A 22,406-nucleotide genomic window follows, 5' to 3' on the forward strand; every position below is an offset into this window, starting at 1 on the left:
CGTCCCGAGTCGAGGATGGCTGCGTCGGCCTCGTTTTCTGACTTTCGAGCCGGGTGGCCCGATTACAGTGGCGCGACCGTCCCGGATTCGCACCGGGTTACCGTCGACCGTCGCAGTGTGGTCAAGCGAACTGTGACACCGGCCGCGTCACAAGTCAATTGGACGCGGCAATCCCGAAGGCGGACTGGGCTATCGAGAACACGTAGCCGTTCTCCAACTGACCGATCGGGCGGTCCGATTCGATCTGCGTCGCGAAGACCCAATCCTGGCCGGCGGCGTCCGTCGCGAGCCACGATCCGATGACGTCACCGGGAAGGTTGCCGGACTTCGCTCCGACGTACGGCCACTGGGCGCGGTCGAGTTCGATCAGCGGTTGAATGCCGAGAATGCGACGAGCCTCGTTGGGCAAGGGGCCGTTCAGTAGACCGGCGTAGGCGTTGCAGATGTCGTCCGCGGTGGCGAACCAACCGATGTCCTGAGCCGACCCCGGCGTGTCGATCAGCGACTGGAGGTCGAGGTCGAGCGGCCTGTTGTCGAGCGAGGCGAGGATGGCGCGTCGACCTTGGGTGTCGGCGGCCTGCCACGCCGCGCGCTGGTTCGGGATGCCCCAACCGGTCAGGAACACTTCCTTGGTCGTGGGGAACGGCGTCAGGTCGGCGGGATCGTGGTGACCCATCAGGACCAACTCGTCCTCGATCGCCGGGCGGCCGAGGCGATCGATCAGCAGGTCGGTCGCGGTGTTGTCACTGATCGAGATCATCTTCTCAGCGGCTTCCCGCACGGTCACCTCGGAGCCGGCGGGAAGATTCTGCAGCTCGCCCGAGGGTGCGCTCTTGATGTTGTCGGTGATTGTCAGCGTCTCGTCGAAGGAGACCGTTCCGTCGTTCACCGCGCGCAGCAGCGCACCCAGAACGTAGAGCTTGGAGACGGAGGCGAGCTGAAGCTCGGCGCCGGCGTTGGTCGCATGGACGGGCACGCAGCTGTCGTTCGTGATGCGTGCGGCAAGAACGGAATCGGCGGTGGTGCCGAGCGACGAGATGGCCCGATCCACGTCGGCCCACGTCGTTTCGGGAGCGGCCGAGGGGACGCCGCGGATGCCCTCGAGTCTTCCGGACGCATCGATAGCCAGGTCCAGTGTGGCGGGCACGCCGCGGCTCGTGGTCAGTTGCAGCTCGGAACGATTGCCCTGCGCGCGATAGGAATCGACGGTGAACGGCGCGCTGGTGTTCAGCTGCACGACCGGCGTGATCAGCCCGTTCGCGCCGAGCGCTTGCGCCAGCACGGGCGCAGCAGACGCGTTGACCTCGTCGACGTTCAGCGTGTTCACGTCGGAGTTGATCCATCCGACGATCTTCTGGCTGACCTGGCCGATGGGAGTGGTGGGATCGATCAGTGGCGGCGGCAGGGCAGGCGCGGCCGCCGGGGGAGGTGTGGAGTCGGTGGTCGTGTCCGACCATCCGCGCGCTTCACCGGACTCGAGCTTCGGATCGACGCCCCCGGAGCACGCCGTTGCGGTCAAGGCCACGGCGATCAGCAGCGCGGCACGCCCCCTGAAACTCTGCATTCGCGCGATCCCCATCCAAAATCGGTGAATAACCCGATTCGAACCCTACTGACCGCCCTCGGGCTTTACGTCGAGCACCACCTCGAATTCGAGCAACGACGCACCCGAGCTGACCGGCTTGGCGCGCTCACCCGAGTGTGCGGCGACGGCGGGACCCGCGGCCCATGCCGCGAAGGCCTCTTCGGTCTCCCACTGGGTGACGACGAAGTACCGGTTGTCTCCCTTGACCGGACGCAGCAACTGGAACCCGAGGAAACCGGGTGAGCCGTCCACGGAATGTGCACGTGCAGCGAACCGCTTCTCGAGCTCGGAGCCTGCGCCTTCGGGAACTTCGATCGCGTTGATCTTCACAACTGCCATGCGCCCGAGATTACCCTTCGGGTGTGACACCGATCGTCCTCCTGCACGGGCTCATGGGCCGCGGCCGAACGTGGCGCCGGCACGTTCCGTGGTTGAGCCAACTGGGCGACGTGCACACCTTCGACGCGGCGGGGCACGGGCGTCCCGTGAACGACCTGTCCACGGAAGCGTTCGTCGAGGATCTCGCGTCGTTCGTCACCGACCTGGGTCCGTCGATCGTCGTCGGGCACTCGATGGGCGCTCTGCACGGCTGGTGTCTCGCCGCGTCGCACCCGGAACTGGTGCGCGCGTTGGTGATCGAGGACATGGCGCCCGACTTCCAAGGGCGCACCGCCGACGACTGGGCCGCGATGATCCATGCGTGGCCACAGCCCTTCCCGACCGAGCAGGACGTGCTGAACTTCTTCGGAGACGTTGCGGGACAGTACTTCCTGGACTCGTTCGACCACACGGCCGACGGGTATCGCCTGCACGGCGACGTCGAGACGTTCCGGGCCATCTCCGCCGAATGGGGCACGCGCTCGTTCTGGTCCCAGTGGGATGCGGTGCAGGCTCCGACGCTGCTCGTCGAAGCGGCACACGGCATCACCCCGCCCGGTCAGATGGCGGAAATGCATGCGCGGAAGCCGAATTCGCAGTACGTCGTGGTCGACGGTGCGGGTCACTTGATGCACGACCAGATGCCGGAGCGGTACCGGTCAGTCGTAAGCGAGTTTTTGGGCAATGTCAGTGGAACCTAGCGTAAGGGAACTTTCACGCCGCTGGAAAACATCGAATCATGGAGTTCTAGGTAGTCAGGCACTGCCCCGCTCAAGATGTAACTGATTGCGCCGGAGGCTGACTGGCCCGGGTTCAGATCTGCGAACGCCAATTCTGAGTCCCATTCAAACTCAGGTTCGAATCGACGATCTTGTGTGTCGTACAGGTACTGTGCGGTCATGGCAAACGACTGTGGCCGATCTCCTATATTGGTCACTGATAGTTCTGCGGTTGTACCGTCCCATGAGGTAACGACGAACTCGAACTTGCCATCCCGGACAGGCTTGCCGATACCAGTTGCGCGAGGGGGGCTCACTACCGGTGCGGGAATGGCCGTTTGTTCCACGGGAACGACCGGTAGAGCGACCGCAGACGGCGATGGGCGCGGCATGGCGCGCGTTGAACTTGACGGAGCTTTGTATGGGTAGCCCTGAACGGTGTTGCTGGAGTTGCCGGTCGCGGTGTCTCCGCCACTGAAAGCTCCACCGATTGCCGCGAGCACGAACAGCACGGCTGCAACCGTGCCACATACGGCCCATGTGGTCCGCCTCGATTTTTGCGCTGGGTCATCTTCATTCATGACGGAGCTCAAGCGTGTTTCGGGGGTCCACTGACGCCCGTCCCAGAAGCGATGGACAGTAGGGTCGTTTGGGTCGGGATACCAGCCGGGCGATGTGGACACGACGTGTTTATAGCAGCGTGTTTGTTCCTGCGGTCGCCGATATGCGAGGTTCATTCATCCGAATGATCGCCTTGAATTAGCCGAAGCGACCAACCGCTTCTGCGAGCACGCCCTACCCCTCACCCCCCAACGCGAACAACCCTCCCGCCGTCTGCTCCACCAACCCGTCCGCGAGCAAGGAATCGAGCGCGCGTTCACGCTGCCCCGCGTCGACGGTCCACACGAGATCCAATTGAGCCTTCTCCACCGGGCCGTCCGTGTCGCGCAGCACGTCCATCAACTTCCCGCGCACCTGGCGGTCGGTGCCCGTGAATTTCTGCACCTTGCGCGGCGGCCCGGCGTGCGCGGGTTTGCCGGCCTCGACCCAGGCGCAGTGCGGGAGCGGGCATTCCGAGCACTTGGGGTTCTTGGCGGTGCAGACGACCGCGCCGAGTTCCATCAGCGCCGCCGAGAACGTGGCTCCTCGCTCGGCCGGCAGCAGTGCGGCGACGTCGGCGAGATCCCGTGTGGTGGAGGGGTTCCCCGGTTCGGCGAGGCCGTGCACGGCGCGAGCGACGACGCGTCGCACGTTGGTGTCGACCACGGGAACGCTCTGACCGTAGGCGAAGGTCGCGATGGCACGTGCGGTGTAGCTGCCGATACCGGGGAGCCCGAGCAACACGGAGACGTCGGAGGGCACCACGTCACCGTGTTGCGTCGCAAGTACTTTCGCGCACTCGTGCAACCGCAGCGCGCGACGCGGGTAGCCGAGCTTTCCCCATGCCCGCAGCACCTCGGCCTGAGACGACGCCGCCATCGCCGACGGGACCGGCCACCGCGCCACCCAGTCCAGCCAGATCGGTGCGACGCGGGCGACGGGTGTCTGCTGCAGCATGATCTCGCTCATCAAGATCTGCCACGAACTCACTCCCGGCCGGCGCCACGGCAGATCGCGGGCGGTCTCGTCGAACCACGTGATCAAGGCGGCTGCGCCCGCTGCTGTGCGCGAATTCATGCCCTCCAGGGTAGGAAATCGCGCACAGGGGCGGCACTCGCCCGGCTGAGGCAGAATGACCGACATGGGGAATTCAGACACTGCAGCCAAAACGCCGGCCGAAGCTTGGGCTTCCATCTACGAGGGCAACCGCCGATTCGTGGAGGGCAAATCCATCCATCCGGATCAGGGAATCGACCGCCGCGCCAGCCTCGTCGACGGCCAGCATCCGTCGGTGGTTCTCTTCGGATGCTCCGACTCGCGCGTCGCCGCCGAGATCATCTTCGATCAGGGCCTCGGTGAGATGTTCGTCGTGCGGACCGCCGGCCAGGTCGTCGACTCGTCCGTGCTCGGGTCCATCGAGTTCGGTGCCGAGGTGCTCGGGGCGTCGCTCATTGTCATCCTCGGTCACGACAGCTGCGGCGCAGTCAAGGCAACCATGGGGGCAGTGGAGAACGGTTCTGTTCCCAGTGGATTCATCCGCGACATCGTCGAGCGCGTCACCCCGTCGGTCCTCAACGCGCACCGTCTGGGCTACACCCGCGCCGACGACATCGAAGCGCGCCACGTCCTCGAGACCGGCAAGCTGCTGGTCGAGCGGTCGTCGATTCTCGCCAAGCGCATCGATGCGGGCCAGCTCGCGATCGTCGGCCTGACGTACAAGTTGGCCGAGGGCAAGGTCGAGTTCCAGGGCGTTCTCGGCGACATCGGTCCGGTCGAATCGGAGGGCACCGACCGCACGGATCCGAGCGATCAGCTGCACGCGGCCTCGGTTCCCAGCGACACGCCGTAGTAGGTGCGGCTCGGGCACCCGAAAGCCACATACGGTTGACGGGTGCTCGAGCCGAACGGTCCACTGCCACCCGAGATCTACTGGCGTCGTCGCGCGCTGGCGATCGGTGTCGCGGTCGTTGCGCTCGTCCTGGTCGTCTGGCTCATCTTGTCGTTGACCAGTTCCGACGACCCCGACACGACGGCCACCGGTGCGTCCGCCACTCTCACTCCGACCCCGACGACCACCTACCGCCCCGACGCGTCGTCCAATCCGGGCCCCGACGCGCAGGCGTCCGGCGGCGGTGGCGGTGGAGGTGCTCCCGCCGCGTCGACGACGGCAACCACCACCGCGTCCGGCTCTGCGACGCCCGTGGCCCCGGGTCAGTGCCCCGATCAGTCGCTTGCGGTGAAGGCATCTCCGGATCAGCCGACCTACCAGGCGGGCCAGGAACCGAAGTTCACCATCGTGGTCACCAACATCGGCACTTCGGCGTGCTCGCGTGATCTCGGGTCCGGCCTGCAGCAGGTGCTGGTGTACACCCTCGAGAATCAGCGGCTGTGGTCGAACATCGACTGCTTCCCGTCCACCGCCCCCGACGTCCGCAACCTTGCTCCCGGTCAGCAGGCTCCGTTCACCGTGACGTGGTCCGCGACGACGTCGGAGCCCGGCTGCACCGCCCCCCGCAACCCGGTCGGGGCGGGCGCCTACTCGGTGGTGGGTCAGCTCGGCGAACTGCGCAGCTCGCCCGAGACGTTCAACATCGCTTAGAGCTCAGTCGAACGGCCCGGAGATACTCGCTTCGGCCATGCGCGACAAGCCTTCTCGAATGTGCCGGGCCCACAACCCGCCGATGCCTTCGACGGACTGAAGATCCGCCGCGGTGGCCGCAAGCAAGGTCTGCAACGTGCCGAACGACTGCACCAGCCGGTTGATCTGGCTGAACTGCAACCGCGGAACTCGCGTCAGCACACGGTATCCGCGGGGGCTCATCGGTGAGTCCAGCGCTTCGATGGTGCCCGGGTACCCGAACGTGCGGGCCAGCACGGTGAGGTCGAGCAGGTCGACGTCGGTGAGCTTGTCGAGCGCCGCGAGGGTGCGTTCGACGTTGGTGGTGCTGGCCGGTTCGGTGCCCGCGAGGTAGTCCCGCACGACCAGCTGACGGGCAATGTCGTTGTCGCCCACCAGCTCTTCGAGCTGCAGCGCCAATTGCCGTCCGTCCGTTCCCAGTTCGAGCACGTTCTGCTCGATCTCGACGGACACGCGCCGCACCATCTCGAGACGCTGGGCGACGGTCAACGCGTCGCGCAGGGTCACGAAGTCCTCGATCTCCACGACCGACAGTTGCCGGGTCACTTCGTCGAGTCGCGCCTTGTAGCGCTCCAGCGTGGCGACGGCCTGGTTCGCGCGCGAGAGGATCGTCGCGGATCCTTCGATCACGTGGCGCACGCCGGCGACGTAGACGCTGACGATGCTCATGGACTGGCTCACCGAGACCACGGGATATCCGGTTTCCATCGCGGTGCGTTCGGCTGCGCGGTGGCGGGTGCCGGACTCGACGGTGGCGATGGTGTGATCGGGAACGAGCTGGACGTTGGCGCGGACGATGCGCTTGCCGTCGGTCGACAACACGACGGCGCCGTCCATCTTCGACAACTCCCGCAGCCGGGTGGGGGCGAACTCGACGTCGAGCACGAAGCCGCCGTCGCAGATCTTCTCCACGCGGTCGTCGTAGCCGAGCACGATGAGTCCGCCGGTCCGTCCGCGGAGGATGCGCTCGAGCCCGTCCCGCAGGTCCGTGCCCGGCGCGAGGCTGGCGATGGTGTCGCGCAGGGCGGCGGGAGGCAACAACGAATCACTCATGCAGCCCTCCTCACGACTCCGTGGTCGGCTCCCGTCGCCGACCTCGGCGTCAAGGTTACCCGGGGTCATCCGGCTCGCTGCGGCGACGCACGTCCAGGCCTGCTGCGCGCAGTGCGCTGCCCACGTCGGAGACGCGGTGGATCCGCATCCCGGGCGGGGTGTCACCCGGCACATCCGGCACGATCGCCGAGGTGAAACCGAGCCGCGCGGCCTCGGCCAACCGCCGGTCGACGCCGGTGACGCGGCGGATTTCGCCCGCCAACCCGACCTCGCCCAGCACGACGGTGTGGGCGGGCAGCGACCTGTCGCGACGTGCGGAGGTGACGGCCAACGCGAGGGCCAGGTCTGCTGCCGGTTCGGTGGTCCGCATGCCGCCGACCGTGGCCGCGTAGACCTCCTTGTCGGAAACCTTGACGTTGCACCGCTTTTCGAGAACGGCAAGGATCATCGCGACCCGCGCGTGGTCGAGTCCGCTGACCGCCCGACGCGGCGTCGGCATCGAGGTGGTGGCGACGAGGGCCTGCACTTCGGCGGGCAGCGGCCGTTTTCCGTCCATCGTCACGGTGACGGCGGTACCGGCCACGCTGTCGTCGCGGTGGTGCAGGAACAGCCCCGACGGATCGCTCACCTCGCGAATGCCGCCCTCGCGCAGCTCGAAGCAGCCCACCTCGTCGGCCGCGCCGAAGCGGTTCTTGATGCCGCGCACCATGCGCAGCGTCGAGTGTTTGTCGCCCTCGAAGTGAAGCACCACGTCGACGAGATGCTCGAGCGAGCGCGGACCGGCCACCGCGCCGTCCTTGGTGACATGACCGACGAGCAGAACGGCGATCCCGCTGGTCTTGGCGAGCGTGGTCAGAGCCGAGGTGACGGCGCGTACCTGCGTGACGCCGCCGATGACGCCTTCGACGTCGGCGGCCAGCATGGTCTGGACGGAGTCGATGATCAGCAGTGTCGGGGCAACTTGATCGACGTGACCGAAGATGGTGGCGAGGTCCGATTCGGCTGCGAGATACACCCTTTCGTGCACAGCGCCGGTGCGGTCGGCGCGTAGGCGCACCTGCCCGGCCGATTCCTCCGCGGTGACGTAGAGCGCGCGATCGGTGTCGCTGCGCTCGGCCCACCGCCGTACGACCTCGAGCAGAAGCGTCGACTTGCCCACTCCGGGCTCACCGGCGAGCAGCACCACCGAGCCGGGGACCACCCCGCCGCCCAGTACCCGATCCAGTTCGCCGATGCCGGTCGTCTTCGCGATCGACGAGACGCTGCTGACCTGAGTGAGCGGCATGGCCGGCGACGTGGGGACCATCGCGCCGGTTCCAGAGCGCAGTCCACTAGCGCCCGGGCGTGAGGCGACGGGAGCGAGTACGGACACCTCGTCCATCGAGCCCCAGGTGTTGCACTCGGGGCAGCGTCCGACCCACTTGGAGACGGTGTGTCGACACGACGAACAGCGGAAACTGGTTCTGGCTTTGGCCACTCGCGCAGCCTAGAACGACCTACCGACAGAGCCGTTCGAACGAACGGGTCAGCCCTCTTCGGTGGCCGGGCCCGACTGCTCGTTCACGACGCGAGGCGTCGGGCCGGCGTCGACCGGCACGTTGACGACCACGTCGCCCGCGCGCTCGAACTTGAAGGTCATGGGAACGGTGAGACCGGGGCGAACGTCGGCCGAGAGTCCGTCGAGCTCGACGAGAACGCTGGACGACGGTTCCTCGGGATCGAGCGGCTCTTGATCGGCCGGTACGCCGGCAGCGAGAGCGGCCTGCGGCGGGATCTCGATGCTGCCGGGGGTGCCGACGAGGGTGACCTGCTGGGCGCCCTCGGTCTCGATGCCCTCGAGGGTGTCGGGGAACTGCTCGCTGGTGTTGACGGCGGTGAAGACCAGCTCGGCCTTGCCGCCTTCGGTGAGCGAGTACTCCTCGCTGTTCGGGTAGGCGACGTGCACGTTGCGCATCGAGATGTTCGCGACGTTGGCACCGTTGCCGTTGATCGCGGCGACCTGATTGGCCGTCTGCGCGATCTTGCCCGAGCCACAGGCGCTCAATCCGAGCGCTGCGGTGGCTACGAGTGCCAGGGCAACGCCGACTCGGCGAGTCCCGCGTGCTTTCGTGGCGGGGGATGCGGTCACGTTCGTCCTCCAGTGCGAATCCGGCCAAGTAGTCGCCGTCGCACGGCGTCCACCACGCAGGGTAGTAGACGGCCTCGCGCGCCGCTTTCGCGGCATCGGTGTGCACCGTTTTCGGAGTGTCGCGGGGCCGTGTCGGGATTGGCCGAACCCTGTTGGCAATGCACGTATCTCGGCCTCTGTCAACCCCACGCGGAGGCCATCGATGCCCCTGACCTGCACCGTTGATGTACCGCCCCTCTCGAACCGTGTTAAACTGGCCATATCGAAAGGGGCACCGAACACATGATTTTCAAGGTCGGAGACACCGTCGTTTACCCGCACCACGGAGCGGCGTTGATCGAGGCAATCGAAACTCGCACCATCAAGGGCGAGGCAAGAGAGTATCTGGTTCTCAAGGTTGCCCAGGGCGACCTCACCGTTCGCGTTCCCGCCGACAATGCCGAGTACGTCGGCGTGCGGGACGTTGTCGGCCAGGAAGGGCTGGACAAGGTTTTCCAGGTGCTCCGTGCACCGCACACCGAAGAGCCCACCAACTGGTCGCGTCGGTACAAGGCCAACTTGGAGAAGCTCGCATCGGGCGACGTGAACAAGGTGGCCGAGGTCGTACGCGACCTGTGGCGTCGTGAGCAGGATCGTGGCTTGTCGGCAGGCGAGAAGCGCATGCTGGCGAAGGCTCGTCAGATCCTGGTCGGGGAGCTTGCGCTCGCCGAGGGCACGGACGAGGTCAAGGCAGACAGCATGCTCGGCGAGGTTCTCGCAACCGCGTCGTAGAAGGTTTTCGAGAAGCGCCGGACGGTTCGAATCGTCCGGCGCTTTTTCGTGTTATCGACCCGAAAGGATCCACAGTGCGCGTCGGAATCGGCACGGACGTCCATCCGATCGAGAAGGGCCGCCCCTGCTGGATGGCCGGCCTGCTGTTCGAGGACGCCGACGGGTGCGCGGGGCATTCGGACGGCGACGTGGCCAGCCACGCCCTGTGCGACGCTCTGCTCTCCGCCGCGGGCCTCGGTGACCTGGGGTCGGTGTTCGGTACCGGTCGGCCCGAGTGGGACGGCGTCAGCGGCGCCACGATGCTGATGCACGTACGCCAGTTGCTCGCCGAGAACGGGCTGAAGGTGGGCAACGCCGCCGTCCAGGTGATCGGCAACCGGCCCAAGATCGGCCCCCGACGCGACGAAGCCCAGGCGCTGCTGACCAACGTGCTCGGTGGCCCGGTGTCCGTCTCCGCCACGACCACGGACGGCCTCGGCCTCACCGGCCGCGGTGAGGGCATCGCCGCCGTCGCCACCGCATTGGTCCTCGACGCCGATCCCGGCCGGTAGGATCGACGGTCGTGACCCTGCGCTTCTACGACACCGCGACCAGGGCCGTGCGTGAGTTCACTCCGCTGGCCCCCGGACACGCGACGGTCTATCTCTGTGGGGCAACGGTGCAGGGTGAGCCCCATATCGGCCACATTCGCAGTGGCGTCGCGTTCGACGTTCTGCGCCGCTGGCTGCTCGCTCACGAGTACGACGTCGCCTTCGTTCGCAACGTCACCGACATCGACGACAAGATTCTGAACAAGGCAGCGGCCGCCGGACGGCCGTGGTGGGAGTGGGCCGCGACCTACGAGCGCGCGTTCACCGATGCGTACGACAAGCTCGGTGTGCTCCCGCCGTCGGCGGAACCCCGCGCGACGGGTCACATCACGCAGATGGTCGAGCTGATCACGCGACTGATCGATTCCGGTCACGCCTACGCAGCCGACGGCGACGTGTACTTCGACGTGATGAGCTGGCCGCCGTACGGCGAGCTCTCGGGTCACAAACTCGACGACGTCCACCAGGGCGAGAGCACCCTGACCGGCAAGCGGGACCAGCGCGACTTCACGCTGTGGAAATCGGCGAAGCCCGGCGAGCCGTCGTGGCCGACGCCGTGGGGGCGCGGGCGACCGGGCTGGCATCTCGAGTGCTCGGCCATGGCGGAGGCGTACCTCGGCAGCGAGTTCGACATCCACTGCGGCGGACTGGATCTGGTGTTCCCGCACCACGAGAACGAGATCGCTCAATCACGCGCTGCCGGTGACGGTTTCGCGCAGTACTGGCTGCACAACGGCTGGGTCACGATGAGCGGCGAGAAGATGTCGAAGTCTCTCGGCAACGTCGTCTCGATCCCGAACATGCTCGATACGGTTCGCGCACAAGAGCTTCGGTACTACCTCGGCAGTGCGCACTACCGGTCGATGCTCGAGTACTCCGAGGCGGCGCTGCTCGAAGCGGCCAGCGCGTACCAGAGCCTCGAGACGTTCGTGCTCAAGACCGCCGAGCGGGCGGGCGATGTGCCCGTCGGTACGTGGACACACGAGTTCGCCGAGGCGCTCGACGACGATCTCGGAGTTCCGAAGGCGCTGGCCGAGATTCACGGCCGACGACGCGCAGGCAACACGGCGTTGGCGGCGGGTGACCTCGACGAGGCCGTGGCCATCGCGTCGCAGATCAGGGCGATGATGGGCATTCTCGGCGTGGACCCGCTCGACGCACACTGGGCGGCCCCCGGATCGTCGTCGGCCGAGCGAGCGGCGCTGGACGTCCTCATCGGCGACGACCTGGTTCTGCGGGCAGAGGCGAAAGCCACCAAGGATTGGCCGACGGCCGATCGCATCCGTGACCGACTCGCCAAAGCCGGCGTCGAGGTCACCGACACCCCGAACGGACCGGAATGGTCTGTCGGACAGACGGAGAAGTAACTCATGGCAGGCAATTCGGCACGTCGCGGCGCAGTCCGCAAGACCGGCACCAAGAAGGGTCAGGTCGTCGGTTCGGGCGGCAAGCGGAGCAAGGGACTCGAAGGTCGTAAGGCCACGCCGCCCGCCAGCGAGCGCACCAAGCACCCCGCGGCGAGACGAGCGCGAGCGGCCGAACGGGCTGCGGCACCCTCCAGCGGCGGCGGTGGACGCGGTCGCGCGCCGGTCCGCAAGACCGAGGACGGTCCGGAGAACGTGCTCGGGCGCAACCCGGTGGTCGAGTGCCTTCGGGCCGGCGTCCCGGCCACGGCGCTCTACGTCGCGTCGGGCACCGAGGCGGACGACCGTCTGAAGGAGAGCGTGCAGCTCGCCGCCGAGGCCGGAATCTCGATCCTCGAGGTCTCGCGCACCGACCTCGATCGCATGAGCGCCAACGGAATGCACCAGGGCATCGCCCTGCAGGTGCCGCCGTACCGCTACGCGCACCCCGACGATCTCGTGGCGCACGCGCGCACTCGGCAGGAACCTGCGCTCCTCGTCGCCCTGGACAACATCACCGATCCCCGCAACCTGGGTGCGGTCGTCCGGTCCACTGCGGCGTTCGGCGGACACGGTGTCGTGATTCCGCAGCGTCGCAGCGCCAGCGTCACGGCTGTGGCGTGGCGAACCAGCGCCGGAGCGGCGGCGCGTCTACCCATCGCGCGGGCCACCAATCTCACACGGACGCTGAAGGATTGGCAGTCGAAGGGCATCACCGTCGTCGGTCTCGACGCCGACGGTGACACCACCCTCGACGACTTCGACGGCAGTGGGCCGGTGGTCGTGGTGGTCGGCTCGGAAGGCAAGGGGCTCTCCCGCCTCGTGCACGACACGTGCGATCACATCCTCTCGATCCCCATGGCCGGGCCGGTGGAATCGCTCAACGCCTCCGTCGCGGCGGGTGTGGTGTTGGCGGACATCGCGCGCAGTCGGCGGTAGGCGGGCACTTTTTCTGACTCAGGGGCACACTCATGTCGATAGATCGACCGAATGTGCCCCTCGGCCGGAACGGTCCAGGCGTTCGCGATGACCGCTCCCGTCAGCCAGGAACCGTCCAGTGGCAAGAAGATCGCCATGACGGCGCCGGTCTCCAGCTCGGGCGGCTCCGACGGGTGGGTCATCCGCTTCTTCATGCCGTCGAAGTGGACGATGGACACGCTTCCCCGTCCGGACGACGATCGCGTGCGACTGGTGGAGGTCCCCGCCGAGACCTTCGCCGTACTTCGCTTCACCGGAGATCGTGGACGAGACGCCGTGGCGGCGCGGTCCGAAGACCTGCTGCGGACGCTGAAAGCCAACGGGATCGAACCGGCCGGCGAGACGACGTCCTGGTTCTACGACCCGCCGTGGACGCTGCCGTTCCGTCGGCGCAACGAGGTCGTGGTTCCGATTCGCTCCTGATCCGAGGCGGTAACTGGTACAAACCGCCCATGACCACCTCGACGTACTACACCGCGATGACCCTCGACGGTTTCCTGGCCGACGAGAACGACTCCCTCGACTGGCTGTTCCGTCAGGACCAGGACGAGGACGGCCCGATGAACTACAAGGAGTTCATCACCGGAGTCGGTGCCATCGTCATGGGTGCCACGACCTACCAGTGGCTCCTCGATCACGACGACAACTGGCCGTACGACGTGCCCGCGTGGGTGGTGACGCATCGAAGGTTCCCGTCGACCGATCACGACATCCGGTTCGTCGAGGGCGACGTCGACGCTCTGTGGGCGGACATCGCGGCGTTGGCGGGGGACCGAGAGGTGTGGATCGTCGGCGGCGGAGACCTCGCAGCGCAGTTCGCGGAGGCCGGGCACCTCGATCGCATGATCGTCTACATTGCGCCGGTCACGCTGGGCGCCGGGCGGCCGGTCTTTCCCCGCCGGTTCGACTTCGAGCTCGCGAACACCGCACGCAACGGTGCGTTCGTCTGCGCGGAGTACGTCAAACCCTCGAGAATGTGAAGCGTCGGCCCGGAACGTATTGCGCCGCAACCGGTATGTCGTCGGCCACCACGACGCCGATCACGGGGTAGCCGCCGGTCACCGGGTGGTCGGCGAGAAACAACACCGGCAGTCCCGACGGCGGCACCTGCAGCGCCCCGGTGACCATGCCCTCGCTCGCCAGTTCGCCGGACCGCCGGAGCAGCGGCCGACCCTCGAGTTTCATGCCCACCCGATCCGACTCGGTGGCGACGGTCCACTCCTGCTCGAACAACTGCTCGGGATCGTCGAACCAGTCGGATCGAGGACCGAGAACGACCCGCAAAACCGAATCATCCTGCACAGCATAGGGATTGACGTCAACTGGCGGCCAGTCACCGACCTCGTGCCCGATCGGAAGCGAGTCCCCCGCCTGTAGGCGATCGGGCCCGATACCCGACAGCGAATCCGTCGACCGACTGCCCAGAATTTTGGGAACCGAAATACCCCCTCGCACAGCGACATACGTGCGCAGACCGGATGTTGCATAGTCGAGAGCGACCTGCGCGCCCGACGGTACGGCCAGAGCCGTACCGTTGCCCACCGGGATGCCGTCGACGGTAAGTCCGGCCGGCGCCCCGGTGACCGCCAGGTAGATGTCGCCGTGCGGCCGGAACGCGAGTCCGCCGAGGGTCACCTCCAGCGCTGCGGCATCGATGGTGTTGCCCACCAGACGATTTGCGGCGTCGTGCGACGAGATATCCGCGGCGCCGGACTGCCCGACCCCCACCGACGCCCACCCCGGACGCCCTCGATCCTGCACCGTCGTCAGCGGGCCGGTGGCAGTGATCTGCAGCCAGCTCACGTCACACTCCGAAACTGCACTCGCGTTCCGGGTGCCAGCAGCGCCGGGGGATCGCGTCGAACGTCCCACAGGGCGGCGTCCGTCGACCCGATGATCTGCCACCCACCCGGTGACGCCGACGGGTACACCGCCGAGTATCCGCCGGCGAGCGCGACGGAACCGGCCGGAACCGACGTGCGCGGTGAGTCCAACCGCGGCACTGTCAGCGACTCGTCGCCCGTCAGATACGCGAAGCCGGGGGAGAAGCCGCAGAACGCTGCGGTCCAGACCTGCCCGGTGTGTGCTGCGATCACGTCGAGTCCTGTTGTGGACGAGACGAAGTCGAGGTCGGGTCCGTCGTACCGCACGTCGATCTCGACCACGTCACCAGTCTCGGACGACACGGGCACGGGTTCGGTGGAACGGAGCCACTCGATCACAGATGACGGAGCGACGCTCTCGAACCGCACCAGCACGGTCGCCGCCGCGGGCACGAGCTCGACCACCCCCGGCAGCAGTGATGCCGACCAACCGGCGACATGCGACTCCACCGATTCCGTTTCGACCAGGAACGCCCGGTCGCCCATCGGCAGGATGTTCACGACACGAAGGGCATCAGCGCGACACCGTTGTCGGACAGCAGCGACCGCACCGCTCGCGCCATCTCGACGGCGGACGGCGTATCACCGTGCAGGCACACCGATTCCGCGTCGACGCGCACCACCGTCCCGTCGACGGCGACGATCTCGCCGCGGTCCACCAAGCGGAAGACTCGGTCGGCCACAGCGGACGGATCCGACAGCACGGCGCCGGCCTCGCGCCGCGACACCAGCGTTCCGTCCGGCGTGTAACCGCGGTCGGCGAAGGCTTCGGTGACCGTGCGCAGGCCGGCGTGCGATGCCTTCGTCAGGAACACCGAGCCGGGCAGTCCGAGCACGGGCAGCGTCGGATCGTAGGCCACGACGGCGTCGACCACGGCCTGCGCCTGAACCTCGTGATGGACGATCGTGTTGTACAGCGCGCCATGAGGTTTGACGTACGCCACGGCGGAGCCGACGGTCTGCGCCAGCCCGTCGAGGGCGCCGATCTGATAGACCACGTCGGCGAAGAGGTCCTCGGGGGTGATGTCGATGAAGCGCCGGCCGAAGCCTGCGAGGTCGCGGTATCCGACCTGGGCGCCGATGCGCACCCCCGTCGACACTGCCGCTCGGCACGTCTGCAGCAGGTGCGCCGGGTCGCCCGCGTGGAAGCCGCAGGCGACGTTGGCGCTGGTCACCAGCCCGAGCATGGCGTCGTCGTCGCCGAGGGTCCAGGTGCCGAAGCCTTCGCCGAGATCGCTGTTGAGGTCGATGCTCACCCGGCCAGAATAGTCAGGACTCGAGCCGACTAGACCTGAACCGCCGCAACCTTCCGCGGCCGCCGCCCGATCACCCGGCACACCAGGTAGATGACGAACGAGATGGTCGTGACGAAGGTCGAGACGGGCACGCCCGGTGCCAACGACAGCAGGATCCCGCCCACCGCAGCGACCTCCGCGAAGATCACCGACAGGACGGTGGCCTTGACCGGGTTGGCCGTCACGCGCGCGGCCGCCGCGGCCGGAGTGATCAGCAACGAGAGCACGAGCAGTGCGCCGACGATCTGCACACCGATCGCGCAAGCCACGCCGACGAGGACGGCGAACACGGTGGACAGCAGGCGCATCGGGACGCCGCGCGCCTCCGCGCCTTCGGGATCGGTGGACGCGAACAGCAGCGGTCGGTAGACGACGAGGAGCACCACCATCACGACGGCGGCCACCGCCAGCAGCAGCCCCAGCCCGGTGGATCCGACGCCGACGATCTGGCCGATCAGCAGCGAGAAGCTGGTGCCGGTTCGGCCGGGATACGCCCACAGGAACAGCACCGACAGACCGAGACCGAAGCTCATGATGACGCCGATCACCGAATCACGTTCGCGCGCACGCCGACCGAGTACCGCGAACAGAATTGCGGCGACCACGGAGCCCAGGATGGCGCCGATCCCGACGCTCAAGCCGACCAGCAGTGCGGCGGAAGCGCCGGTCAGGGACAGCTCGGACGATCCGTGGACGGCGAACGACCACTGCCGCGAGACGATGAGAGGTCCGAGGATTCCGGCGATCACGCCGAGAACCGCTGCGGCGATCAGCGCTTGCTGTACGAAGTCGTAGCGCAGAAGGTCTGCGGTGGTGGCGAAGTCGAGTGCTTTGCTCAACGCGTCGAGAACTTTGTCCACTGCTCTACTCCGGACCGACGTGATGTGAGTTGCTGCCGAGTGCGTCCATTGCGTCGCCCGTGCCGACCACCACGAGCCGCCCGCGCACACGCAGCACCTCGACGTCGGTGTCGTACAACTCGGACAGCACTTCCGACGTCATGACCTCGTCGGTGCTGCCGATGCGGAACTTGCCGTCGACGAGGTAGACGATGCGGTCGACGATGGGAAGGATCGGGTTGATCTCGTGCGTGACGAACACGACGGAGGTGGCGTGCGCGCGTCGGCGCTGATCGATCAGGTGCGCCACCACTTGCTGATTCGCCAGGTCGAGGCTGAGCAGGGGCTCGTCGCACAGAAGTACGTCGGGGTCGCCCACCAGTGCCTGCGCGACTCGAAGTCGTTGCTGCTCACCGCCGGACAGTCGGCCCAGCGGGTCGTGGGCGAAAGCGCCGGCGCCCACCGACTCGATGGCCAGGTCGACGGCCGCGCGGCGTGCGCGTCGCTCCCGGAACCCGATTCCCCAGCGGTGGCCGTCCCACCCGAGCCCGACGAAATCGCGCCCGCGCAGCGGGATCCCTTCGTCGATCGCCTTCTGCTGCGGGATGTATCCGGGTGTGCCGCCCAGACGCGCGGTCCCGGACGTCGGGTGGTTCTGTCCGAGAAGCACTTTGAGCAGGGACGTCTTTCCCGACCCGTTGGGGCCGAGCACGGCGACGAACTCGCCCGGTGCGACGGTGAGATCGAGGCCCGACCACAGGGTGCGGTCCCCGAACTTCAGCGACGCATCACGGAGTTCTACGAAGCCGCGCTCGACACCACTCACTTCGCCAGCGCTGTTTCGAGATCCTCGGCTGCCTTCGTCTGCCACTGGACGTAGGACATGCCGTCGGGGAGCGTTTCGGTGACCTCGACGACGGGGACGTCGTTCTGCTCGGCGACGGTGCGAATGTTCTGCGTCACCGAGTCCTGGGTCTGCGTGTTGTAGACGAGAGCGCGAACCTTCTTGCCGGTGAACAGATCCTGCGTCGCGGCGATAGCGGCGGGGGACGGGTCGTTGCCCTCTTCGATGGCGTCTTCGAAATCGGCCGGAGTGAGGTCCATCGACTGTGCACCTTCCAGCAGGTAGTGGGCGATCGGCTCGGTCTGCGCCACCGGTGCGTCGGGGTGATCCGCGGCGATCCGCGCGGTCACGTCGGTGATCTCGTGAATCTGGTCGTGGAACGCCTCGGCGTTGGCCGTGTAGGTGGCTGCGTTGTCCGGGTCGATCTTACCGAGTTCGGCGGCGATGGCTTCCGCGGTGGCCGCGGCGACCTCGGGGTGGTACCAGACGTGCTCGTTGACGCCGGAGTGGTCGTGCCCGTCGTGGCTGTCGTTCGAAGCCGCAGCCGTCGCCGTCTCCGGTTCGGACGCGTGGTCGTGACCGGAATGATCGGCGTCGAGCTGGGAGAACGCGTCGACGGCGGGTGTGCCCGACTCGGTGTCGAGGATGTCGGTGATGAACTGGTCGTACCCGCCGCCGTTGTAGACGACGAGGGATGCCCGTGAGACCGTCGCCGCATCCGACGGGCTGGCCTCGTAGGAATGGGGGTCGGCCGACGGGTCCGCGATGATCGAGGTCACCGTGCCCTTGTCGCCGACCACGGCCTCCGCGACGCTGCCCCACACGTTGGTGGACGCGACCACGTTCACGCCACCACCGGACGCGGGGGAGTCGGAGGAGCTGCAACCGACGAGTGCCAGCGCTGCTGTCGCGGACACGGCAACGCCGAGAACCATCTTGTACACGGGGGTCTGCTCCTGAGTTGATATTGGTAACCGTTTCCATTTCATTCTGGCACAGCTGCGCCTTCCACGAAAACCGGCGCAGGCGGCTACCGTTTCAACCATGTCGAGGTCTCGGGAACCACGCCGAGTCGCCACGCTCGCCTCCCTCGCGTCCGAGCTGGGCGTCTCCCGCACCACGGTGTCCAATGCCTACAACCGCCCGGACCAGTTGTCCCCGGAGCTGCGCGAGCGGGTGCTGCTGGCGGCGAAGAGTCGTGGGTACGCCGGGCCCGACCCCGTGGCCCGGTCGCTGCGTACCCGACGTGCCGGCGCTGTGGGCCTGGTCCTGACCGAAGCGCTCAGCTATTCCTTCCGGGACCCCGCCGCCGTCGGCTTCCTGACGGGACTGGCGGAATCGTGCGAGGCCGCCGGCCGCGGTCTCCTGCTGATCCCGGCCGGTCCGGCGTCGTCGCCCGAGGACGCTGCCGCCGTCGTGCAGCAGGCGGGGGTCGACGCGTTCGTCGTCTACTCCGTTGCCGACGACGACCCCCATCTCACCGCGGTCCGCGAGCGGCACCTGCCGACGGTCATCTGCGACCAACCACGAGATCTGGACGGCACGTCGCTGGTGGGGATCGACGACCGACGGGCAATGCGGGAGTTGGCCGAACGCGTTCTGCAGCGCGGTCATCGGCGCATCGCCATGCTCTGCATGCGGGTGCGCCGCGACCGCAACGACGGCGTGATCGACTCGGATCGCATGCAGCAGCTGCAGTTTCACGTCCAGCGTGAACGTATCGCCGGCGTGCGCGACGCCATGACCGAGGCCGGACTCGACCCGAACTTCCTCGTCGTCGAGCGGTTCGATCACAGTCGCGAGGCCGGCGCGTCCGCGGCGGCCGAGGCTCTGCGTGTCGACCCGGGCCTCACGGCGCTGATCTGTTCGTCGGACGTTCTCGCCCTCGGCGCGCTCGATCACGCACGCGCGCAGTCGCTCTCGGTACCGGGCGACCTGTCGATCACCGGGTTCGACGGCGTGCCCGACGCCATCCGCGCCGGACTCACCACCGTCCGCCAGCCCGTGTTGGACAAGGGGCGACGGGCGGGCGAGCTGGTGCTGGGCGTCTCGCACTCCGGCTTCGATCGCACCGAGTTGCTCCCGACCGACGTGGTCGAGGGCACGACGCTCGCCGCGATCTAACCTTTCGGAGCCAACAGCGACGCGCACCGCAGCAGGCCGAGGTGGCTGTACGCCTGCGGATGATTTCCCAGCGACCGCTCGGCGACGGGGTCGTACTCCTCGCTGAGAAGGCCCGTCGGGCCCGCTGCGGCAACGAGCTGCGTGAACAGCGCCTCGGCGGGAAGCCGTTGGTCGATCAGCAGATATGCCTCCACCAGCCACGCGGCGCAGAGGTGGAACCCACCTTCGCCGCCGGGCAGTCCGTCGTCGTGGTGGTACCGGTACACCGTTGCGCCGCTGCGCAATTCGGCCTCGGTGGCGACGACGGTCGCGGCGAACCGGGGGTCGTTCGGGTCGATCAGTCCCGACAGCCCGATGTGCAGCGTCGACGCGTCGAGGTCGGTGCCGTCGTAGGCCGCGGTGAACGACTGCGCTTCCTCGCTCCATCCCTTCTCGAGGACCTGGGCGCGGATGACGTCGCGCAGGGTGCTCCACCCCAATTGCGCTTCGCGCCCGAACGTCTCGGCGAGGGTGATCGCCCGATCGACGGTCAACCAGCACATCACCTTCGAGTAGACGTGGTGACGTGGGTTGCCGCGGATCTCCCAGATGCCGTGGTCGGGTTCGGACCACCGGCGCTCGACGGCCTCGACCATGGAGCACACCAGGTTCCAGTCGTCGTCGGTGAGGGCGTCGTCGATTCCCTTGTCGCGCCGCGCATGTGCGAGCGTCGAGATGAGGTCGACGATCGGGCCGAACACGTCGAGCTGCACCTGCTGGTTGGCCGCGTTCCCCACGCGCACGGGCCGCGAGCCGGCGTAGCCGGGCAGCGAATCGATGACGGCTTCGGGCGGAAGGCTTTGTCCCCACAGTGTGTACAGGGGGTGCAGGCGTTCGGGACCGGTCACCGTCTGCAGCACGTCGTGCACCCATTGCAGGTAGTTCTCGGCCTCGGTCAACGATCCGAGGGCCACGAGCGCCGACGCGGTCAGCGCGGCGTCACGTAGCCAGCAGTACCGGTAGTCCCAGTTGCGGACGCTCCCGATCTCCTCGGGAAGCGACGTCGTGGCGGCGGCCATGATGGACCCGGAATCGGCGTGCACGAGTCCGCGGAGCGTGAGGGCGGACCTCTTCATCAGGTCCGGCTTCAGTTGCGGCAGAACCAGATCGCGCGCCCAGTCGTGCCAGTACGCCTCAGCCTGTGCGCGGCGGTCCGGCTCGGGCACCTCCGACGGCCCCAGATCGGAACTCCCGCAGCGCAGTTCGAGAACGATCGGTCCGTTCGACGGATCGACCTCGGCGTGGGCGGTGTCCTGACCACCCTCGTCGACGATGTTCCAGGTGACGCCCGGCGAGCGCAGCACGATCGGATCGTTGGTGCCGATGACGCGGATGCCGTCGTCCTCGGCCTCCAACCGCACCCATGCCTGACCGAACTCGGGGCGGGGGGCGAAGGTGATGACCGCCTTGGCCTTACCGGTGATGACCCGCGTGAAATCCGTTCGGCCAGAGGGGACGTCGTGCGGGAGGTAGTCGTCGACCTGCAGGCTCGCCCACCGCGTCTGCACGGTCATGGTGCTGTCCAGGTACTGCTGGCTCAGGGGCAGCGCGTCGCGACGCGGGCCGATGGTGAAGTGACCGGCTTCGTTGCCACCCAGCAGATGCGCGAAGATCGCGGCCGAATCGGGCTCGGGATGGCAGAACCACGTCAGTCCGGCTTCGGGGGTCAGGAGGGCGACCGAGCGCGGGCTCGCGAGCATCGTCAGGCGCTCGATGCGGGGAGCGTCGGCTCCCGAGAGCCAGGTGCGGCGCTCCTCGAGAAGAAAGACCAGTGCTGCGGCGACCTGCTCGGTGGAGTCGACGCGGTACTTCGCGAGCGATTCCCCGCCGCCGACCTTCACGCCGATGTCGGGCCCGTGGAGGCGCCGAAAAGCCTTCTCGTCGGTGACGTCGTCGCCGAAGAACACGGCCGCCGACGCGCCTCCCTGGTGCCGGAGGATGTCGAGCGCCTGTCCCTTGTCGGTGGAGATGACGGCGAGCTCGATCACCGACTTGCCTTCTGTCACTTGCACTCCGGCCCACGTAGCTGCGCCGGCACGGACGTCGTCGAGTGCTCGCGCACCCTGTTCGGGGTTCGCGTTGCGCACGTGGAGGGCGGCACTGGCCGGCTTGACCTCGACGGAGATGTTCTCCCCGCGCGACGCGACGTCCTTCAGTTCCGTGACGATCCTGTCCAGGAGGTTCTTGGCCTCGTCGGGCAGGCCCGTGACGAAGCCGGCGTCGAATTCCGACCCGTGGCTGCCGACCAACTGAACTTCGACGGGCAGGCGCGAGAGGATTGCGAGATCACGCAGCGCCCTGCCCGAAATGACCGCTGCGTCCGTTCCGTCCAATCCGGCCAGGGACCGAAGTGCGCGAACGGATTCGGGGTGCGGGAAGGCCTTCTGCGGGTCGGAGACGATCGGCGCCATCGTGCCGTCGTAGTCGGAGGCGACGAGGAGCCGCGGCATCCGCGCCACCCCGGACAGTGCACGGCGCAGTTCGATCGGTAGTTCCACAACACTCACAGGGGACAACCTAGGTGATCGAGGGGGCCGAC

General features: G+C 67.4%; 23 protein-coding genes, 1 pseudogene and 1 riboswitch. Of the genes and pseudogenes, 10 read left to right on the top strand and 14 right to left on the bottom strand.

Features of this window, described 5'->3' with window-relative positions:
- Positions 1 to 9: 9 nt before the first annotated feature.
- Positions 10 to 158, bottom strand: a riboswitch (cobalamin riboswitch).
- Positions 155 to 1,564 carry a serine hydrolase gene (locus tag AC59JP_RS13800; RefSeq protein ID WP_497326332.1) on the bottom strand — a complete coding sequence of 470 codons (1,410 nt, stop codon included), beginning with the start codon at positions 1,562 to 1,564 and terminating at the stop codon, positions 155 to 157. (Overlaps the previous riboswitch by 4 nt.)
- Before the next feature lie 45 nt (positions 1,565 to 1,609).
- On the bottom strand, positions 1,610 to 1,924 hold the full coding sequence (locus AC59JP_RS13805; RefSeq protein ID WP_497326333.1) for an antibiotic biosynthesis monooxygenase family protein: 315 nt from the start codon (positions 1,922 to 1,924) through the stop codon (positions 1,610 to 1,612).
- A gap of 23 nt (positions 1,925 to 1,947) precedes the next feature.
- On the opposite strand from AC59JP_RS13805, the gene AC59JP_RS13810 reads away from it, so the two are divergent.
- Positions 1,948 to 2,664, top strand: coding sequence for an alpha/beta fold hydrolase (locus AC59JP_RS13810; protein WP_497326334.1), 717 nt, complete (start codon positions 1,948 to 1,950; stop codon positions 2,662 to 2,664).
- Here AC59JP_RS13810 and AC59JP_RS13815 read toward each other — a convergent pair.
- Positions 2,661 to 3,419 carry a DUF2510 domain-containing protein gene (locus AC59JP_RS13815; protein ID WP_497326335.1) on the bottom strand — a complete coding sequence of 253 codons (759 nt, stop codon included), beginning with the start codon at positions 3,417 to 3,419 and terminating at the stop codon, positions 2,661 to 2,663. The genes AC59JP_RS13810 and AC59JP_RS13815 overlap by 4 nt on opposite strands.
- Positions 3,420 to 3,477: 58 nt before the next feature.
- Entirely contained in the window at positions 3,478 to 4,359 is an 882-nt protein-coding gene (locus AC59JP_RS13820; RefSeq protein WP_497326336.1) for an iron-sulfur binding domain-containing protein, read from the bottom strand.
- 64 nt (positions 4,360 to 4,423) lie between these two features.
- Between AC59JP_RS13820 and AC59JP_RS13825 the strand changes: the two genes are divergently transcribed.
- A complete protein-coding gene (locus AC59JP_RS13825) occupies positions 4,424 to 5,131 on the top strand; it encodes a carbonic anhydrase (protein WP_497326337.1) in 708 nt (235 codons plus the stop codon).
- 42 nt (positions 5,132 to 5,173) lie between these two features.
- A complete protein-coding gene (locus AC59JP_RS13830) occupies positions 5,174 to 5,881 on the top strand; it encodes a hypothetical protein (protein WP_497326338.1) in 708 nt (235 codons plus the stop codon).
- 3 nt (positions 5,882 to 5,884) lie between these two features.
- Here the strand turns inward: AC59JP_RS13830 and disA are convergent, their stop codons facing one another.
- Genes disA through AC59JP_RS13845 form a run of 3 tightly spaced genes read right to left on the bottom strand, consistent with a single transcriptional unit; the run spans position 5,885 to position 9,101 of the window.
- A complete protein-coding gene (gene disA / locus AC59JP_RS13835) occupies positions 5,885 to 6,973 on the bottom strand; it encodes a DNA integrity scanning diadenylate cyclase DisA (protein WP_497326339.1) in 1,089 nt (362 codons plus the stop codon).
- 55 nt (positions 6,974 to 7,028) lie between these two features.
- Positions 7,029 to 8,450 carry a DNA repair protein RadA gene (gene radA, locus AC59JP_RS13840; protein WP_497326340.1) on the bottom strand — a complete coding sequence of 474 codons (1,422 nt, stop codon included), beginning with the start codon at positions 8,448 to 8,450 and terminating at the stop codon, positions 7,029 to 7,031.
- Positions 8,451 to 8,498: 48 nt separating this feature from the next.
- Positions 8,499 to 9,101 carry a copper chaperone PCu(A)C domain-containing protein gene (locus AC59JP_RS13845; protein WP_497326341.1) on the bottom strand — a complete coding sequence of 201 codons (603 nt, stop codon included), beginning with the start codon at positions 9,099 to 9,101 and terminating at the stop codon, positions 8,499 to 8,501.
- Between the two features lie 282 nt (positions 9,102 to 9,383).
- Here AC59JP_RS13845 and AC59JP_RS13850 point away from each other — a divergent pair, with 282 nt between their 5' ends.
- The 6 genes and pseudogenes from AC59JP_RS13850 (at position 9,384) to AC59JP_RS13875 (ending at position 13,823) form a co-directional block, all read left to right on the top strand.
- Complete coding sequence (locus AC59JP_RS13850) at positions 9,384 to 9,872, top strand: CarD family transcriptional regulator (protein WP_497326342.1); 489 nt, start codon at positions 9,384 to 9,386, stop codon at positions 9,870 to 9,872.
- Positions 9,873 to 9,946: 74 nt separating this feature from the next.
- Entirely contained in the window at positions 9,947 to 10,423 is a 477-nt protein-coding gene (gene ispF, locus AC59JP_RS13855; protein WP_497326343.1) for a 2-C-methyl-D-erythritol 2,4-cyclodiphosphate synthase, read from the top strand.
- Positions 10,424 to 10,434: 11 nt separating this feature from the next.
- Entirely contained in the window at positions 10,435 to 11,829 is a 1,395-nt protein-coding gene (gene cysS, locus AC59JP_RS13860) for a cysteine--tRNA ligase (protein WP_497326344.1), read from the top strand.
- A gap of 3 nt (positions 11,830 to 11,832) precedes the next feature.
- A complete protein-coding gene (gene rlmB, locus AC59JP_RS13865) occupies positions 11,833 to 12,804 on the top strand; it encodes a 23S rRNA (guanosine(2251)-2'-O)-methyltransferase RlmB (RefSeq protein ID WP_497326345.1) in 972 nt (323 codons plus the stop codon).
- Positions 12,805 to 12,888: 84 nt separating this feature from the next.
- A pseudogene (locus AC59JP_RS13870) lies at positions 12,889 to 13,266 on the top strand (SOUL family heme-binding protein); the annotation flags it as partial.
- Between the two features lie 29 nt (positions 13,267 to 13,295).
- Entirely contained in the window at positions 13,296 to 13,823 is a 528-nt protein-coding gene (locus AC59JP_RS13875; RefSeq protein ID WP_497326346.1) for a dihydrofolate reductase family protein, read from the top strand.
- Here the strand turns inward: AC59JP_RS13875 and AC59JP_RS13880 are convergent.
- The 6 genes from AC59JP_RS13880 to AC59JP_RS13905 are packed head-to-tail and all read right to left on the bottom strand — an operon-like array spanning position 13,804 to position 18,639.
- On the bottom strand, positions 13,804 to 14,646 hold the full coding sequence (locus AC59JP_RS13880; protein ID WP_497326347.1) for a 5-oxoprolinase subunit C family protein: 843 nt from the start codon (positions 14,644 to 14,646) through the stop codon (positions 13,804 to 13,806). The genes AC59JP_RS13875 and AC59JP_RS13880 overlap by 20 nt on opposite strands.
- Positions 14,643 to 15,221 carry a 5-oxoprolinase subunit B family protein gene (locus AC59JP_RS13885; RefSeq protein WP_497326503.1) on the bottom strand — a complete coding sequence of 193 codons (579 nt, stop codon included), beginning with the start codon at positions 15,219 to 15,221 and terminating at the stop codon, positions 14,643 to 14,645. Before AC59JP_RS13885 ends, AC59JP_RS13880 begins: the two co-directional genes overlap by 4 nt.
- Positions 15,222 to 15,223: 2 nt before the next feature.
- The gene (locus AC59JP_RS13890) at positions 15,224 to 15,982 is read right to left on the bottom strand and encodes a LamB/YcsF family protein (protein WP_497326348.1); all 759 of its coding nucleotides are present in this window, start codon (positions 15,980 to 15,982) and stop codon (positions 15,224 to 15,226) included.
- 29 nt (positions 15,983 to 16,011) lie between these two features.
- Positions 16,012 to 16,881 (bottom strand): metal ABC transporter permease, encoded by an 870-nt coding sequence (locus tag AC59JP_RS13895; protein ID WP_497326349.1) that lies wholly within the window; start codon positions 16,879 to 16,881, stop codon positions 16,012 to 16,014.
- A gap of 4 nt (positions 16,882 to 16,885) precedes the next feature.
- Complete coding sequence (locus AC59JP_RS13900; RefSeq protein WP_497326350.1) at positions 16,886 to 17,686, bottom strand: metal ABC transporter ATP-binding protein; 801 nt, start codon at positions 17,684 to 17,686, stop codon at positions 16,886 to 16,888.
- Complete coding sequence (locus tag AC59JP_RS13905; RefSeq protein ID WP_497326504.1) at positions 17,683 to 18,639, bottom strand: metal ABC transporter solute-binding protein, Zn/Mn family; 957 nt, start codon at positions 18,637 to 18,639, stop codon at positions 17,683 to 17,685. Before AC59JP_RS13905 ends, AC59JP_RS13900 begins: the two co-directional genes overlap by 4 nt.
- Positions 18,640 to 18,748: 109 nt before the next feature.
- Between AC59JP_RS13905 and AC59JP_RS13910 the strand changes: the two genes are divergently transcribed.
- Positions 18,749 to 19,828, top strand: coding sequence for a LacI family DNA-binding transcriptional regulator (locus AC59JP_RS13910; protein WP_497326351.1), 1,080 nt, complete (start codon positions 18,749 to 18,751; stop codon positions 19,826 to 19,828).
- Here AC59JP_RS13910 and otsB read toward each other — a convergent pair.
- The gene (otsB, locus tag AC59JP_RS13915; RefSeq protein WP_497326352.1) at positions 19,825 to 22,374 is read right to left on the bottom strand and encodes a trehalose-phosphatase; all 2,550 of its coding nucleotides are present in this window, start codon (positions 22,372 to 22,374) and stop codon (positions 19,825 to 19,827) included. The genes AC59JP_RS13910 and otsB overlap by 4 nt on opposite strands.
- Positions 22,375 to 22,406 lie beyond the last annotated feature (32 nt).

The organism is Rhodococcus sp. 320_ES, assembly GCF_059691855.1.

Coding starts and splice junctions, on each gene's coding strand:
- AC59JP_RS13800 (WP_497326332.1), bottom strand. CDS start 1,564: ATGCAGAGTTTCAGGGGGCGTGCCGCGCTGCTGATCGCCGTGGCCTTG.
- AC59JP_RS13805 (WP_497326333.1), bottom strand. CDS start 1,924: ATGGCAGTTGTGAAGATCAACGCGATCGAAGTTCCCGAAGGCGCAGGC.
- AC59JP_RS13815 (WP_497326335.1), bottom strand. CDS start 3,419: ATGAACCTCGCATATCGGCGACCGCAGGAACAAACACGCTGCTATAAA.
- AC59JP_RS13820 (WP_497326336.1), bottom strand. CDS start 4,359: ATGAATTCGCGCACAGCAGCGGGCGCAGCCGCCTTGATCACGTGGTTC.
- AC59JP_RS13825 (WP_497326337.1), top strand. CDS start 4,424: ATGGGGAATTCAGACACTGCAGCCAAAACGCCGGCCGAAGCTTGGGCT.
- disA (WP_497326339.1), bottom strand. CDS start 6,973: ATGAGTGATTCGTTGTTGCCTCCCGCCGCCCTGCGCGACACCATCGCC.
- AC59JP_RS13850 (WP_497326342.1), top strand. CDS start 9,384: ATGATTTTCAAGGTCGGAGACACCGTCGTTTACCCGCACCACGGAGCG.
- rlmB (WP_497326345.1), top strand. CDS start 11,833: ATGGCAGGCAATTCGGCACGTCGCGGCGCAGTCCGCAAGACCGGCACC.
- AC59JP_RS13875 (WP_497326346.1), top strand. CDS start 13,296: ATGACCACCTCGACGTACTACACCGCGATGACCCTCGACGGTTTCCTG.
- AC59JP_RS13905 (WP_497326504.1), bottom strand. CDS start 18,639: ATGGTTCTCGGCGTTGCCGTGTCCGCGACAGCAGCGCTGGCACTCGTC.
- AC59JP_RS13910 (WP_497326351.1), top strand. CDS start 18,749: ATGTCGAGGTCTCGGGAACCACGCCGAGTCGCCACGCTCGCCTCCCTC.